This is a genomic window from Stenotrophomonas sp. WZN-1, assembly GCF_002192255.1.
In the GTDB taxonomy this organism is placed as follows: Bacteria; Pseudomonadota; Gammaproteobacteria; order Xanthomonadales; family Xanthomonadaceae; genus Stenotrophomonas.
In genome coordinates this window covers 1082783-1096280 of record NZ_CP021768.1, presented here as the reverse complement: position 1 = coordinate 1096280, position 13498 = coordinate 1082783, and the positions used below count along the sequence as shown (strand labels likewise).

General features: G+C 68.0%; 15 protein-coding genes. 7 read left to right on the top strand and 8 right to left on the bottom strand.

What is annotated here, in order from left to right:
- Position 1 precedes the first annotated feature (1 nt).
- The 4 genes from ptsP (at position 2) to CCR98_RS05090 (ending at position 4497) form a co-directional block, all read left to right on the top strand.
- Positions 2-1771 carry a phosphoenolpyruvate--protein phosphotransferase gene (gene ptsP / locus CCR98_RS05105; protein ID WP_087921748.1) on the top strand — a complete coding sequence of 590 codons (1770 nt, stop codon included), beginning with the start codon at positions 2-4 and terminating at the stop codon, positions 1769-1771.
- A 147-nt stretch (positions 1772-1918) separates the two neighbouring features.
- Positions 1919-3280: a magnesium transporter gene (gene mgtE / locus CCR98_RS05100; protein ID WP_008266103.1), complete on the top strand. Its 1362-nt coding sequence runs from the start codon at positions 1919-1921 to the stop codon at positions 3278-3280.
- Between the two features lie 61 nt (positions 3281-3341).
- Positions 3342-3608 carry a hypothetical protein gene (locus tag CCR98_RS05095; protein ID WP_087921747.1) on the top strand — a complete coding sequence of 89 codons (267 nt, stop codon included), beginning with the start codon at positions 3342-3344 and terminating at the stop codon, positions 3606-3608.
- Positions 3609-3678: 70 nt separating this feature from the next.
- Positions 3679-4497: a prolyl oligopeptidase family serine peptidase gene (locus CCR98_RS05090; RefSeq protein ID WP_087921746.1), complete on the top strand. Its 819-nt coding sequence runs from the start codon at positions 3679-3681 to the stop codon at positions 4495-4497.
- 101 nt (positions 4498-4598) lie between these two features.
- Here the strand turns inward: CCR98_RS05090 and CCR98_RS05085 are convergent, their stop codons facing one another.
- From CCR98_RS05085 to CCR98_RS05070, 4 genes are all read right to left on the bottom strand, one after another.
- Positions 4599-5090: a transposase gene (locus tag CCR98_RS05085; protein WP_087924146.1), complete on the bottom strand. Its 492-nt coding sequence runs from the start codon at positions 5088-5090 to the stop codon at positions 4599-4601.
- A gap of 165 nt (positions 5091-5255) precedes the next feature.
- On the bottom strand, positions 5256-6206 hold the full coding sequence (locus CCR98_RS05080) for an aspartate carbamoyltransferase catalytic subunit (protein WP_087921745.1): 951 nt from the start codon (positions 6204-6206) through the stop codon (positions 5256-5258).
- 16 nt (positions 6207-6222) lie between these two features.
- On the bottom strand, positions 6223-6717 hold the full coding sequence (ruvX, locus tag CCR98_RS05075) for a Holliday junction resolvase RuvX (RefSeq protein ID WP_087921744.1): 495 nt from the start codon (positions 6715-6717) through the stop codon (positions 6223-6225).
- On the bottom strand, positions 6710-7276 hold the full coding sequence (locus CCR98_RS05070) for a YqgE/AlgH family protein (RefSeq protein ID WP_087921743.1): 567 nt from the start codon (positions 7274-7276) through the stop codon (positions 6710-6712). Before CCR98_RS05070 ends, ruvX begins: the two co-directional genes overlap by 8 nt.
- A gap of 91 nt (positions 7277-7367) precedes the next feature.
- Between CCR98_RS05070 and CCR98_RS05065 the strand changes: the two genes are divergently transcribed.
- Positions 7368-9155, top strand: coding sequence for a DUF4153 domain-containing protein (locus CCR98_RS05065; protein WP_087921742.1), 1788 nt, complete (start codon positions 7368-7370; stop codon positions 9153-9155).
- Complete coding sequence (locus tag CCR98_RS05060; RefSeq protein ID WP_087921741.1) at positions 9152-9697, top strand: DNA-3-methyladenine glycosylase I; 546 nt, start codon at positions 9152-9154, stop codon at positions 9695-9697. The genes CCR98_RS05065 and CCR98_RS05060 overlap by 4 nt, the downstream gene beginning before the upstream one ends.
- Positions 9698-9782: 85 nt before the next feature.
- Here the strand turns inward: CCR98_RS05060 and CCR98_RS05055 are convergent, their stop codons facing one another.
- The 3 genes from CCR98_RS05055 to CCR98_RS05045 form a co-directional block, all read right to left on the bottom strand.
- On the bottom strand, positions 9783-10490 hold the full coding sequence (locus CCR98_RS05055) for a YitT family protein (RefSeq protein ID WP_014036228.1): 708 nt from the start codon (positions 10488-10490) through the stop codon (positions 9783-9785).
- A gap of 93 nt (positions 10491-10583) precedes the next feature.
- Positions 10584-11033: a GNAT family N-acetyltransferase gene (locus CCR98_RS05050; RefSeq protein WP_087921740.1), complete on the bottom strand. Its 450-nt coding sequence runs from the start codon at positions 11031-11033 to the stop codon at positions 10584-10586.
- Between the two features lie 93 nt (positions 11034-11126).
- On the bottom strand, positions 11127-11336 hold the full coding sequence (locus CCR98_RS05045; RefSeq protein ID WP_087921739.1) for a DUF4287 domain-containing protein: 210 nt from the start codon (positions 11334-11336) through the stop codon (positions 11127-11129).
- Between the two features lie 93 nt (positions 11337-11429).
- Between CCR98_RS05045 and CCR98_RS05040 the strand changes: the two genes are divergently transcribed.
- Positions 11430-12326 (top strand): LysR family transcriptional regulator, encoded by an 897-nt coding sequence (locus tag CCR98_RS05040; RefSeq protein WP_087921738.1) that lies wholly within the window; start codon positions 11430-11432, stop codon positions 12324-12326.
- Positions 12327-12399: 73 nt separating this feature from the next.
- Here the strand turns inward: CCR98_RS05040 and CCR98_RS05035 are convergent, their stop codons facing one another.
- On the bottom strand, positions 12400-13383 hold the full coding sequence (locus CCR98_RS05035; RefSeq protein WP_087921737.1) for an aldo/keto reductase: 984 nt from the start codon (positions 13381-13383) through the stop codon (positions 12400-12402).
- Positions 13384-13498 lie beyond the last annotated feature (115 nt).

The window sequence follows — 13498 nt, the reverse complement described above, 5'->3', positions numbered from 1 at the left end:
CGTGCCACGCGCACGCGCCGGCCAGGTCCCTTCCGGCCAACGGCCGGTACAGCTGTTGGCCGGCCACGGCGCCGCGCGCGGAACGGCGATGGGTCGGGCCCGCGTGCGACTGCCGCATGCACTGGAAGTGGCTGAGCAACGCGTGGCCGCCCACCAGGTCGAGGCCGAGCTGGCCCGGCTGCACCGTGCAGTGGATGCCGCACGCACGGAAATGCACGAGCTGCGGCAGCGCCTGCAGGGTGCACTGAACCAGGAAGTGGGCGAGTTCCTCGACCTGCACGCACTGCTGCTGGATGACCCCGAACTGCTGTTCGGGCTGGACGAACTGATCCGCAGCGGTCCGTACAGCGCCGGCTATGCGCTGCGCCTGCAGCGTGACCGCCTGGCCAAGGTCTTCGATGGCATGGACGATGCCTATCTGAAGAGCCGCATGGACGACCTCGACCATGTGATCGGCCGCATCCACGCCTTCCTGCAACCCGAACGGCCTCCAATCATGAAGGGCCTGGCCGGCGAGATCCTGGTCTGCGACAACATAGCTCCGTCCGAACTGGCGCAGCTGCAGGCGCAGGGCGTGGTCGGCATCGTCACAGCCGCCGGCAGCGCGCTGTCGCACAGCGCCATCCTGGCGCGCAGCCTGCACCTGCCCCTGATCGTCAACGTGCCGCAGCTGCTCAGCCGCATCGCCGACGGCGACGTGCTGATCATCGACGGTGCCGACGGCAGCATCACCGCCAATCCGCTGGCCGACAACCTGCGGGATTACCGTGCGCGCCTGAAGGAACACGCGCGCGAGCAGCGTGAACTTGGCCGCCTGCGCAGCAAGCCCAGCCGTACCCGCGACCAGGTCGACATCGCCCTGCTGGCCAACGCCGAGTCGCTGGAGGACGTCACCCAGGCGCATGCGCTGGGTGCCCAGGGGCTGGGCCTGTACCGCACCGAATTCCTGTTCCTGCAGCGCAACGAACTGCCGGATGAAGAAGAACAGTTCCAGACCTACCGTGATGCCGCACTGGGCATGAGCGGCCGGCCGGTGACCATCCGCACGCTCGACCTGGGTGCGGACAAGGCCGATCGCACCGGCCTGACCCTGAGCAACGAAGAGAACCCGGCACTGGGCCTGCGCGGCGTGCGCCTGTCGCTGGCGCGGCCCAAGGTGGCCGATACCCAGCTGCGCGCGATCCTGCGCGCCTCGGCCTACGGCAAGCTGCGCGTGCTGGTGCCGATGGTCAGCACCCGCGAGGAACTGCTGGCGGTACGCCGGCGCATGCTCAAGCTGGGCGAACAGCTGCGCAGCGAAGGCCACATGGTGTCCGAGCACGTGCCGCTGGGCGCGATGATCGAAGTACCGGCCGCGGCGCTGGCGCTGGAGAGTTTCATCGATCTGGTCGATTTCCTGTCGATCGGCACCAATGACCTGGTGCAGTACCTGCTGGCCGCCGACCGCAACAACGAGGCGCTGGGTGAGTTGTATTCACCGTTGCACCCGGCAGTGCTGCGGCTGTTGCAGATGGTGATCGAGACCGGCGCACGCCACCGCGTCCCGGTGGCGGTCTGCGGCGAGATGGCCGGTGATGCGCGGATGACCCCGCTGCTGCTGGCGCTGGGCCTGAGCGAGTTCAGCCTGCATCCCGGTACGTTGCTGGAGGTGCGCCGCGCGATCCGCGAAGCCGATCTGGGTGCGCTGCGCGCCCGTGCGCCGAAGCTGCTGGCCGCGCGCGACCGCCGCGCCATTGAGCGCTGGCTGGCGCTGGTGGCGGATACGCCCTGACCACCAGGTAGTGCCGGCCGCTGGCCGGCACTACCACCGCCCGGCGGCTATGCGCTGAAACATCCCCTTGCGATAATGACGCGCTGAACACCCCTGTTGCCGCATCCTTGCCGGGATCGCGGCTTTTCTTATCCCGCGGGAGCTGCGATGGCTGAAGCTGTACGCCACGACAAGACTGCGCGCCAACTGCGGATGTTGTCCGATGCACTGGACAGCGGCCGGCTGGGCCCGGTACGTCGGCTGGTCAACACCCTGGCCCCGGCCGAGATCGGCAACCTGCTTGAATCGCTGCCGCCAGGCAAGCGCGAGGTGGTGTGGGGACTGGTCGATCCGGAAGATGACGGCGAGGTGCTGGTCCACGTCGGTGAAGACGTGCGCGAGAGCCTGCTCGCGGACATGGACCCGGACGAGATCATCGCCGCGGTCGAAGACCTGGACATCGACGATCTGGCCGACCTGGTCGAAGACCTGCCGGATACGGTCATCGACGAGGTCCTCAAGTCGATGGACCGCGAGAACCGCGAGCGCCTGGAACAGGTGCTGTCCTATCCCGAGGACAGCGCCGGCCGCCTGATGAACCCGGACGTGGTGACCGTGCGCGCCGACGTCAACGTCGACGTGGTGCTGCGCTACCTGCGCCTGCGCGGCGAACTGCCGGACCACACCGACCACCTGTTCGTGGTCAGCCGGCGCCACCAGTACCTCGGCCGGGTGTCGCTGGCGGCACTGGTGACCCACGAGGACACCACCCCGATCAACCGCCTGATCGACGACGAGCAGCCGGCCATCGACGTCGGCGAGAGCGACCAGGAGGTCGCCCGCCAGTTCTCCGACCATGACTGGATCTCCGCGCCGGTGGTGGACGACAACAACATCCTGATCGGCCGCATCACCATCGATGACGTGGTCGACATCATCCGTGGCCAGGCCGAGCACCAGGCGCTGGGCGCCGCCGGCCTGGACGAGGACGAGGACCTGTTCAGCCCGGTCTGGCGCGCCATGCGCCGGCGCCTGATGTGGCTGTCGGTGAACCTGTGCACCGCCTTCCTGGCCTCCAGCGTGGTCGGCCACTTCGAAGGCACCATCGACAAGCTGGTGGCGCTGGCCGTGCTGATGCCGATCGTGGCGGGCCTGGGCGGCAATGCCGGCACCCAGGTGCTGGCGCTGATGGTGCGCGGCCTGGCACTGGGCCAGGTGGGCGCGTCCAACGCGCGCACGCTGCTGTGGAAGGAAGTGCGGGTCGCCTTGTTGAACGGCGTGATGCTGGGTTCCGTGCTGGGGCTGATCGTGCTGGCCTGGTTCCACTCGCCCGGGCTGTCGGCGGTGATCGCCATCGCGCTGACCTGCAACCTGTTGTTCGCCGCACTGGCCGGCGTGCTGGTGCCACTGACCCTGAAACGCTTCGGCTTCGACCCGGCGCTGGCCAGCGGCATCTTCCTGACCGCCGTGACCGACTCGATGGGCTTCTTCACCTTCCTCGGCCTGGCCACGCTGGTGCTGCTGCACTGAACCCTGCAGGGTCGGATCCCCGCCACGCGGGGCGCTGACCCGATCCCAACTGGAACATCCCATGGCAACAACGATCGAAAACTACTTCGAGCCCGGCTGGCGCGACCAGCAGCACACTTGCCCGGCCTGCGAATGGAAGGGCAGCTCGCGCGCCATGGAGATGGAACTGGACGAGGACGCCACCGAGTACGACTGCCCGGTCTGCGAGAACCCGCTGCTTGTGGTGCTGCACCCGGACATCGCGCAGGTGCAGGCCGCTGCTGCTGCCGGCAATGCCGAAGCGCAGGAGCAGCTGGACATCATCGCCAGCTTCCCGCGCCCGGAGTGACGCGGCGCATGATGCCGGATCGAAGGGGGCGGACTACGATGCAGGCGATCTCGCTGCTTCGGGAAACCCCATGGTCCGTCTGCTGTTCCGCTGGCTGCCATTGCTGGCCCTTCTGATGATGAGCGGTTGCACTTCGCTGCCGGACAACGCGCGTGGTCGCTTCGAAGCACGCGCGGTGAAGGTGGACGGACACACGGCTTACTACCAGGTATTCATTCCTGCGGGCCTGCAGGCCCGCAGCCCTCGCGGAGGAACGCCCGCAGCCTCCAAGGTCCCGGTGGTCCTGTTCCTGCACGGTTCGGGCGAACGCGGCGGAGACGGTGTCAAGCAGACTCGGGCCGGGCTTGGACCCTACCTGCGCGAGCATCCCGACTTCCCTGCCCTGGTGGTGTTCCCGCAGGTACCAGGCCACGAGGAATGGAGTGGCCGCAACAATCGTGCGGCAGTGGCCGCGCTGGACGCGACCATTGCTGAGTTCGGCGCCGACCCGGCGCGGCAGTACCTGACCGGCATGTCGATGGGCGGCTACGGCAGCTGGAACATTGCGCTGGACGACCCGCACCGCTTTGCCGCGATCGTGCCCGTGTGCGGCGCGGTACTTGCGCCACGCGCGAAGCGCCCGACTCTGTTCGTCGAGCAGGTCGCGCAGGAAGCCGATCCGTATGCCGTGATCGCGCAACGCTTGCAGCACACGCCGATCTGGATCTTCCACGGTGCGCTGGACGAGGTGGTGCCACCGGACGATGACCGCAGGCTGCACGCCGCATTCCAGAGCACCCACGCGCGCGACGTGCGCTACACCGAGTACCCGGAAGGCAACCACAACGCCTGGGACGCCACCTATGCGGACCCTGCAATGTGGGCGTGGCTGTTCGCGCAGAAGCGCTGACCATAGCGTCCGCTGGTTGCCCACCAAGGTTGGAGCCTGGTTTGGGTAGGTGCCCACAAAGGTCGGAACCTGCTTTCGGTGGGTGCCAACCTTGGTTGGCACTATCTGTCAGCCCCAATGAACTCGTCCTTGACACAGGAATCGTCGAGTTCCCACTCACACCACGCATGCGGGTACTCGCCAAGCTGCGTTGCCAGCCCCGCCCTGATCGGATTCGCCATCACATACATTGCGTGCCGGAACAGCGATTCATCAGAGCGGATCGCGTGATCGTGATAGCAGGACTGCCAGAAGCGCCCCACCCTGCCCAGCACCCTGTTTGCGTACACCGCCGTACGCGACTTGAAGCGCTTCATGACAACGTCGAGCGATGCCGCGCGCAGCTGCATCAACCAGTGGACGTGATCCGGCATGACCACGTAGGCGATCGAATGGGTCAGAGCTTCCAGATCAAGACGCTGGAACTCCTGCATGGCGGTAACCACAACGGCGTCATTGGCGAACAGAGCCGCCCGGCCATGCACGTTCGTCGTGAGGATGTAGCTCTGGCCGATACTGGAATGACGGCCCAGCAGGAGACGGGTGCTGTTCATGTAGAAGAGCATGGGCGGGCGCATGTTCCCTGAACATCGGGAAATCACCTTCGCCCGGGTAGGCCAGTGCCAACCAAGGTTGGCACCCACCACACCAGCAGTGCCAACCAAGATTGGCACCCACACACCAGCAGTGCCAACCAAGGTTGGCACCCACCAGAGCGATCAGCCCAGCAGCGTTTCCAGCACGGCCATGCGCACGGCGACGCCGTTGGCGACCTGGCGCAGTACCCACGACTGCGGGCCGTCGGCCACCTCGTCGGTCACTTCCACGCCGCGGTTGATCGGGCCCGGGTGCAGCACCGCGGCATCCTTGCCGGCGCGCGCCAGGCGCTCGCGGGTCAGGCCGTACTGGGCGTGGTACTGCTCCAGCGACGGCACCAGGCCTTCTTCCATGCGCTCGCGCTGCAGGCGCAGCATCATCAGCGCGTCGACGCCTTCCAGCATCGCGTCGAAATCATCGCCGACCACGCAGCCCTTCAGGGTCTCATCGTCCGGCAGCAGCGACTGCGGGCCGCACACGCGGATCTCACCCACGCCCAGCGTGCGCAGCGCATGCAGGTCGGTGCGGGCCACGCGCGAGTGCTTCACGTCGCCGACGATCACCACTTTCATCTTCGAGAAATCCGGGCCCTTGGCCTGGCGCAGGGTCAGCATGTCCAGCAGGCCCTGGGTCGGGTGCGCGCTGCGACCGTCACCGGCGTTGATCAGCGCGGTGCCCTCGCCCGCCGCTTCGGCCAGCGCGGCCACCGCGCCATCATCGGGGTGGCGCACCACGAAGCCGCGCACGCCCATCGCTTCCAGGTTGCGCAGCGTGTCGCAGGCGGTTTCGCCCTTGCGCGTGGACGAGGTCGAGGCATCGAAGTTGAGCACGTCGGCGCCCAGGCGCTGCGCGGCCAGCTGGAACGAGCTGCGGGTGCGCGTGGACGGTTCGAAGAACAGCGTGCACACCGCCGAACCGGCCAGCACGTGGCGCTTGTTGCCGACGCGGCCGACCGCGGCGTCGCGGATCTGCCCCGCCCGGTCGAGCAGCTGCAGCAGGGTTTCGCGCGGCAGGCCCTCCAGGGTCAGCAGGTGGCGCAGGCGTCCGGAGGCATCGATTTGCTGGGCGGTCATGGCGGGAGTCGTGCAGTCAGGGAATGGGGGTGCCGTCGTCCGGCGACGACAGCCAGCGGTCGATGATCACCGCCGCGGCCACGGCATCGAGGGCGGCCGCATCGCGGCGGCGCTTGCGCCCTTCGGCGCGCTCGACAGCGAAGCGGCGGGCGGCCTCGACCGAGCTGGAACGCTCGTCGATCATCACCACCGGCAGCTTGAAGCGTTCCCGCAGCTGGCGGGCGAAGCCCTGCGCACGCTTGCGGTTGGGCTGGTCCTGGCCATCCAGGGTCAGCGGGTCGCCGACCACCAGGCCGTCGGGCTTCCATTCCTTGAGCAGGCGCTCGATCGCGGCCCAGTCCGGGCCGTTGCCGTGCACATCGACCACCGCCACCGCGCGCGCATGCGCAGCGAAGGCACTGCCGATGGCTACGCCGATCCGCCGCGAGCCGACGTCGAACCCCAGAACGGTGCCGTCACGGCGGATGGCCGGGGCAGGAGAAACCGGTGCGGGCGCGGCCGGCTCAGACATGGCCGCTGTAGTCGGTCAGCCGGAACAGGTCCACGCCGATGCGCGAGGCCGCACCCTGCCAGCGCTGCTCCAGCGGCAGCTGGAACACCAGCTCGGCGTCGGCCGGCACGGTCAGCCAGCTGTTCTCGGACAGCTCGCTTTCCAGCTGCCCTGCCCCCCAACCGGCACAGCCCAGGGTAACCACGGCATTGGCCGGCCCTTCGCCGCGCGCCATCGCTTCAAGGATGTCGCGCGAGGTGGTCAGGTACAGGCCTTCGCCCACGGTCAGGCTGGAATCCCACGCCCGCCCGTCGTCGTGGATGACGAAGCCGCGTTCGGGATGCACCGGACCGCCATTGAGCACCATGCGCGCCTGCAGGTCGCCATCGCCGGTGGTGATGTCCATCTGCGCGAGCACTTCACCCAGCGTGTACTCGGACGGCTGGTTGACCAGCACGCCCATCGCACCGTTCTCGTCGTGCTGGCAGATCAGCGCGACGCTGCGGGCAAAGGTCGCGTCGAGCAGCGACGGCAGCGCGACGAGCAGGTGATCGGCGAGGGAAGTCGGCGTTACAGGCATGCCCCCATTCTACCTGCTGGGGGCGGGATGGTCGCGCGATGGCGCCGAACAGCGATGGGCTAGGATGGTGCTTTGCCATGGAAGGTCATCGATGCAGTCTTCATCGCCCCTGACCCTGCCTGCACGCAGCGCCATCGTCCTGATCGCGCTGCTGCAGGGCCTGATGCTGTATGCCGCGCAGGAGCTGTCCGATGCGTGGCCGTTCCGCGATATCGGCTGGCGCTACTGCTGGTACGCCTGGGTGCTGGCCATTCCCAGCGCGGTGGCGTTGAGCCTGGTCGAGCTGGGGCAGCGCCGCCTGTGGCTGCAGGCGGTGCTCGGCTCGGTGGTGGTGCTGGCGCTGGCCGCCTGGATAGGCTGGAACCTCAACGGCGAGACCGCGCTGGAATCGGGACCGCTGCAGTTCCCGCTGACCCTGGGCATGGCCGTGGCGGTGTTCGTGGCACTGCCATGGTGGCAGTTCCAACTGCAGCACGGGCATTGGCGCGCCAGCTATCCGGAGCTGTTCGAGCGCGCCTGGCAGAACGGCCTGACCTTGGCGCTGGCGGCACTGTTCACCGGGCTGACCTGGCTGCTGCTATGGCTGTGGGCGGCACTGTTCCAGCTGCTGGACGTGACCTTTTTCCGCGACCTGTTCCGGCAGGACGCGTTCATCGCGCTGGCCACCGGCAGCCTGGCCGGATTCGGCGTGCTGATCGGGCGCACCCAGCACCGCGCGATCCAGATCACCCGCCAGGTGCTGTTCGCGATCTGCCGCGGGCTGCTGCCGCTGCTGTCGTTCATCGCCGTGCTGTTCGTGCTGAGCCTGCCGCTCACCGGGCTGGAGCCTTTGTGGAAGACCCGCTCGGCCGCCAGCCTGCTGCTGGTGCTGTCGCTGTTGCTGGTGACCTTCACCAATGCGGTCTACCAGCAGGGCGATGACACCGCCCCCTACCCCGTCGTGCTGCGCCGGCTGGTCGAGGCCAGCCTGCTGGCGCTACCGGTCTACGCGGCGTTGGCGCTGTATGCGCTGGGCCTGCGCGTGATGCAGTACGGCTGGACGGTGGACCGGTTCTGGGCGGTGCTGATCGCACTGGCCGTGGCCGGCTATGCGCTGGGCTACGCGCTGGCGGTAGTGCGCCGGCAGGGCCGCTGGCTGCAGGCGCTGGAACCGGTCAACCGCTGGATGTGCTGGGCGGTGCTGGCACTGGCATTGCTGGGCAACTCGCCGCTGCTGGACCCGGTACGGCTGGCCCTGTCCAGCCAGCTGGCGCGCCTGCGCGCGGACCCGCCGGCGATCACCAGCAGCGACGTCAACGTGCTGCGCTTCGACCTCGGCCGCCGTGGCATGCAGGCGCTGCGCGAGCTGGAGCGTGATCCGGCGATCACCGCCGATGCCAACGCGCCACAGGTGATCGCTGCCGCACTGGCACGTACTTCACGCTGGGACGACGGACAACGCCTCGACAAGGGCCCGCAGGATGTCGCCGCCCTGCAGCGCGCGCTGAAGCTTGCCAAGGGATCGAGCTCGCCACCGGACGATTGGTGGCAGGCACTGGCCACGCGCTCGATCAATGGCGAATCCTGCGCCCAGAGCGAGCGTGACTGCCTGATCGTGCATCGCGACCTGGATGGCGACGGCAGCACCGAGGTGCTGCTGTGCGAGCTGTACACCCACCGTGGGCCGGACTGCGTGCTGTACGCACGTGGCAGGAATTCCCAGTGGCGCCGGGCCGGTTCGCTGTTCGGCACCGTCAGCGGCCAGGCCGAGGCGATCAACCAGGCCCTGCGTGATGGCGAACTCTCGCTCGAACCGCCGCGCTGGCCGATGCTGTCCATCGGTGGGCGCCCTGCGGTGGCCATCGATCCCGAACCCGAATCCAACGAGTCTTCCCCATGAGCGGCTACTGCCTCATCGCCCCGGGCCATCCGGTGCACGACTATTACCACGCCAACGAGTACGGCTTCCCGCAGCGTGACGAGCGCGAGCTGTTCGAGCGGCTGGTGCTGGAAATCAACCAGGCCGGGCTGAGCTGGGAAACGATCCTGAAGAAACGCGAGGGTTTCCGCGCGGCCTATGACGGCTTCGATGTGGACCGCGTGGCAGCGTATGCCGGGCAGGACATCGAGCGCCTGCTGTCGGACGCGGGCATCATCCGCAACCGGCTGAAGGTGCTGGCGGCGATCCACAACGCGCAGGTGATCCAGCAGCTGCGGGCCAGCCATGGCAGCTTCGCGGGCTGGCTGGATGCGCATCACCCGCGCAGCAAGGCCGACTGGGTGAAGCTGTTCAAGAAGACCTTCCGCTTCACCGGCGGCGAGATCACCGGTGAGTTCCTGATGAGCCTGGGCTACCTGCCCGGTGCGCACGCCGAGGACTGCCCGGTGCATGCGCGGTTGCTGACGCTGTCGCCGCCGTGGTTGAAGGCCGCCGGTGGTTGATCGGCGTCCGCCAGCCACGCATGGCGTGGCTCTACTGGCATGCTGCGGGTGATCTACGCGTTCCCGGCGAACGCGCAGAGCGCGGTCACACGCCCATGTAACGGCCGGGGCGGTGGTTGAACATCAGCACCAGGCTGAGCACCACCGCGCCGATGGCCGAGTACAGCACCTTCGACGGCGACAGCACGAAGAACGCGGCCACCATCAGGCAGGCGTCGTAGGACATCTGCACCTTGCCGGCGCTCCAGCCACGGGTGCGCTGCAGGTACACCGCCAGGATGCCGATGCCGCCGAGGCTGGCGCGGTGGCGGATGAAGAACAGGATGCCCAGGCCGGACAGCGCGCCGCCCACGATCGCCGAGTACAGCGGGTTGATGTGCGAGAAGTCGATCCAGCGCGGCAGCAGGTCGGTCAGCACGCCACAGGCGGTGACCGCGGCGAAGGTCTTCAGGGTGAATTCCCAGCCCATGCGCCGCAGCGCCACCCAGTAGAACGGCAGGTTGACCAGCACGAACACCAGGCCGAAGTTCCAGCCCATCGCGTAATGCAGCAGGAACGCCATGCCGGCCATGCCGCCGATCATCAGCCCGCCCTTGGCGAAGATGGCCAGGCCCAGCGAGGCCACCATCGTGGCCAGCACCATGCCCTGCACGTCCTCGGCGATCGAGTGACGCAGCGCTTTTTCGTCGGCGGTGGTGCCAGCACTGTCGGGCGGCGGGGTCAGCGGACCGGCGGTGACCAGGTGGCCGTCAGCGTCGTCGCACGGCGCGGGGCCATGGGAGGGAAGGGACATGCGGGTGGGGGAACAGCAGGTGGGGAGCGCTATTAGACACGATCCGCATGACAGTTGCAGATGAAATCGTTCAGCCGCCCTCGCCCATTCAGGTTATTCCAGGCCCGCAACGGACAGCACGGCCAGCATGTCCTCGCCATCGTCATCCATCCCGGTCTCGACGAAACCGAAGCTGCCATAGAAGGCGCCGGCGACCGGATTGCGCGGGCTGTAGCAGATCTCGATCTCGGCCACGCCGGGCGTTGCCCGGATCTGCGCCAGCGCCAGTTCCAGCGCGCGGCGCCCGATGCCACGCCCCTGCCAGCGCTGATCGACCATGAAGCGCCAGATCGACGTCCGCTGCGGCGTCTCCGGCACCCACATGAAGAACCCGACCAGCTCGCCATCGGCCTGGATGGCGCGGGTCTGGTAGCCGGGATGGAACGCTGCCTGCACCAGCGACCAGGTATTGCCGGCCACGAAGTCCTGCTGCGCCTGGCTGACCTCGAGGTCGCACACGGCTTCGTAGTTGTCGACGGTGATCGCGTCCAGCGTGACCTGCATGGGGCGTCCTGCCTCGGGATGGACGCCCAGTCTGCCCGACCCTGATGCCGTGTGGCGCGGCCCCACACGGCTGTTCAGCGCAGCGTTGCCTGCTCAGCCCTTGCCGCCCAGGTGATGCGCTACCAGCGCGTTGGCATGGCCATGGCCCAGCCCATGCTCGCTTTTCAGGAAGCTGACCAGCTCCATGTGTTTCAGGCCCTTCTTGCCCGCCAGCAGCCCGAACCAGTGCGCTACGGGCTGCCCGTAGGTCTTCTGGATGGAGGGGAAGTACGAGGCCGGGCCCTTGGGCTTTTCAGTGCTCATGCGGAAGCTCCTTGCGTTGGATGTACCGTTACGACGAACCGGCGAGCCGGAAATCGACAGCTCCGCTCGATCCGGGAGCCGTATCATCCCTGCATGCCCCGTGAAAACCTCAACGACCTGCAGGCCTTCGTGCACGTTGCCCGCGAGGGCAGCTTCACCAGGGCCGCCGCCCAGCTGGGCGTGTCCCAGTCAGCGCTCAGCCATGCCATGCGTGGCCTGGAACAGCGCCTCGGCGTGCGCCTGCTGACCCGTACCACCCGCAGCGTGTCCACCACCGAAGCTGGCGCCCGCCTGCTCGAGACCCTCGCTCCACGCCTGGCCGAGATCGAGGACGAACTGGCCGCGCTGGCCGAGTACCGCGAGCGCCCCGCCGGCACCATCCGCATCAACGCCACCGGCCATGCCGCCGAGTACTTGGCCTGGCCGCGGCTGGCGCCGCTGCTGCAGCGCTATCCGGACCTGAAGGTGGAACTGACCACCGACTACGGCCTGGCCGACATCGTCGCCGAGCGCTACGACATCGGCATCCGCCTCGGCGAGCGGCTGGCGCGCGACATGGTCGCGGTGCCGATCAGCCCGCCGCTGCGCATGCGCGTGGTCGGCGCGCCCGGCTACTTCCGCCAGCACGTGATGCCGCAGCATCCGGACGACCTGGCCGGGCACAACTGCGTGACCCTGCGCCTGCCCACGCATGGTGGTCTGATGCCGTGGGATTTCGGCCAGGACGGAAACGAGCTCAGTGTGCGCGTGACCGGCCAGTGGACCTTCAACACCATGGGCATGACCCGCGCGGCTGCACTGGCCGGCAGCGGGCTGGCCTGGCTGCCGGAGGACCAGGTGCAGCCGATGCTGGACGATGGTCGCCTGCAGTCAGTGCTGGACGACTGGTGCCCGCACTTTGATGGCTACTACGCGTATTACCCGTCGCGCCGCCACGTCACCGTGGCGATGCGCACGGTGCTTGATGCGCTGCGCGGGCCGATGGGGTGAGGGTCACGGAGTGCGGACCAACGGTCCGCACCCACCGCACCCACCATGATGGGAGCCCGCACCCACATGGTGATCAGCCCTTGGCCTGGGCCGCACGCTGCGCGTTGTAGCGCTCGCCGACGATCGACACTTCGTCCAGCGCCTGCGCGATGCGCTGCAGTTCCTCCGGCGCCAGCTGCAGGTCGGCCGCGCCCAGGTTTTCTTCCAGGCGATGGACCTTGGTGGTGCCCGGGATCGGCACGATCCAGGGCGCCTGTGCCAGCAGCCAGGCCAACGCCACCTGCGCCGGGGTCGCGCCACGTGCGGCGGCAATCGTGCTGATGCGATCAACCAGTGCCTGGTTGGCACGACGCGCCTCCACTTCGAAACGCGGCACGGTGTTGCGGAAGTCGTTGGCGTCGAAGGTGGTATCGGCGTTGATCGCGCCGGTCAGGAAGCCACGGCCGAGCGGGCTGAACGGCACGAAGCCGATGCCCAGTTCCTGCAGGGTCGGCAGCAGCTCGCGCTCAGGTTCGCGCCACCACAGCGAGTACTCGCTCTGCACGGCGGCGACCGGCTGCACCGCGTGTGCGCGGCGCACGGTGGCGGCGCTGGCCTCGGACAGGCCGAAGTGGCCGACCTTGCCTTCGGCGATCAGGTCGCGCACGGTGCCGGCCACATCTTCGATCGGCACGTTCGGGTCCACGCGGTGCTGGTAGAACAGGTCGATATGGTCGGTGCGCAGGCGCTTGAGGCTGGCTTCGGCCACCGCACGGATGTTCTCGGGACGGCTGTCCAGGCCGGTATCGACGCGCGCGTCCTTGAAGCCGAACTTGGTGGCAATCACCAGCTTGTCGCGATACGGCGCCAACGCTTCGCCAAGCAGGTCTTCGTTGGTGTACGGGCCGTACACTTCGGCGGTGTCGAAGAAGGTCACGCCGCGCTCGACGGCGGCCTGCAGCAGGGCGATGCCCTGGCTGCGCTCCACCGGCTGGCCGTAGCCATGGCTCAGGCCCATGCAGCCCAGGCCGAGGGTGGAAACCTTCAGGCCGCTGCGGCCGAGTTCACGTGTCTGCATCGTCGTGCTCCAGAGGGGGAGCGCTGACGATACGCCTGCATGGGCGGTGGATTGAACCGACTGGATGGCAGTCGGTCATGACTGGAATTCATCAATCCAGTCACGACCGTTGCCG

Bases quoted from the DNA above. Each gene is read 5' to 3' on its own strand.
- mgtE (WP_008266103.1), top strand. From the start codon at position 1,919: ATGGCTGAAGCTGTACGCCACGACAAGACTGCGCGCCAACTGCGGATG.
- CCR98_RS05095 (WP_087921747.1), top strand. From the start codon at position 3,342: ATGGCAACAACGATCGAAAACTACTTCGAGCCCGGCTGGCGCGACCAG.
- CCR98_RS05090 (WP_087921746.1), top strand. From the start codon at position 3,679: ATGGTCCGTCTGCTGTTCCGCTGGCTGCCATTGCTGGCCCTTCTGATG.
- CCR98_RS05085 (WP_087924146.1), bottom strand. From the start codon at position 5,090: ATGAACAGCACCCGTCTCCTGCTGGGCCGTCATTCCAGTATCGGCCAG.
- CCR98_RS05080 (WP_087921745.1), bottom strand. From the start codon at position 6,206: ATGACCGCCCAGCAAATCGATGCCTCCGGACGCCTGCGCCACCTGCTG.
- ruvX (WP_087921744.1), bottom strand. From the start codon at position 6,717: ATGTCTGAGCCGGCCGCGCCCGCACCGGTTTCTCCTGCCCCGGCCATC.
- CCR98_RS05070 (WP_087921743.1), bottom strand. From the start codon at position 7,276: ATGCCTGTAACGCCGACTTCCCTCGCCGATCACCTGCTCGTCGCGCTG.
- CCR98_RS05065 (WP_087921742.1), top strand. From the start codon at position 7,368: ATGCAGTCTTCATCGCCCCTGACCCTGCCTGCACGCAGCGCCATCGTC.
- CCR98_RS05060 (WP_087921741.1), top strand. From the start codon at position 9,152: ATGAGCGGCTACTGCCTCATCGCCCCGGGCCATCCGGTGCACGACTAT.
- CCR98_RS05055 (WP_014036228.1), bottom strand. From the start codon at position 10,490: ATGTCCCTTCCCTCCCATGGCCCCGCGCCGTGCGACGACGCTGACGGC.
- CCR98_RS05050 (WP_087921740.1), bottom strand. From the start codon at position 11,033: ATGCAGGTCACGCTGGACGCGATCACCGTCGACAACTACGAAGCCGTG.
- CCR98_RS05045 (WP_087921739.1), bottom strand. From the start codon at position 11,336: ATGAGCACTGAAAAGCCCAAGGGCCCGGCCTCGTACTTCCCCTCCATC.
- CCR98_RS05040 (WP_087921738.1), top strand. From the start codon at position 11,430: ATGCCCCGTGAAAACCTCAACGACCTGCAGGCCTTCGTGCACGTTGCC.
- CCR98_RS05035 (WP_087921737.1), bottom strand. From the start codon at position 13,383: ATGCAGACACGTGAACTCGGCCGCAGCGGCCTGAAGGTTTCCACCCTC.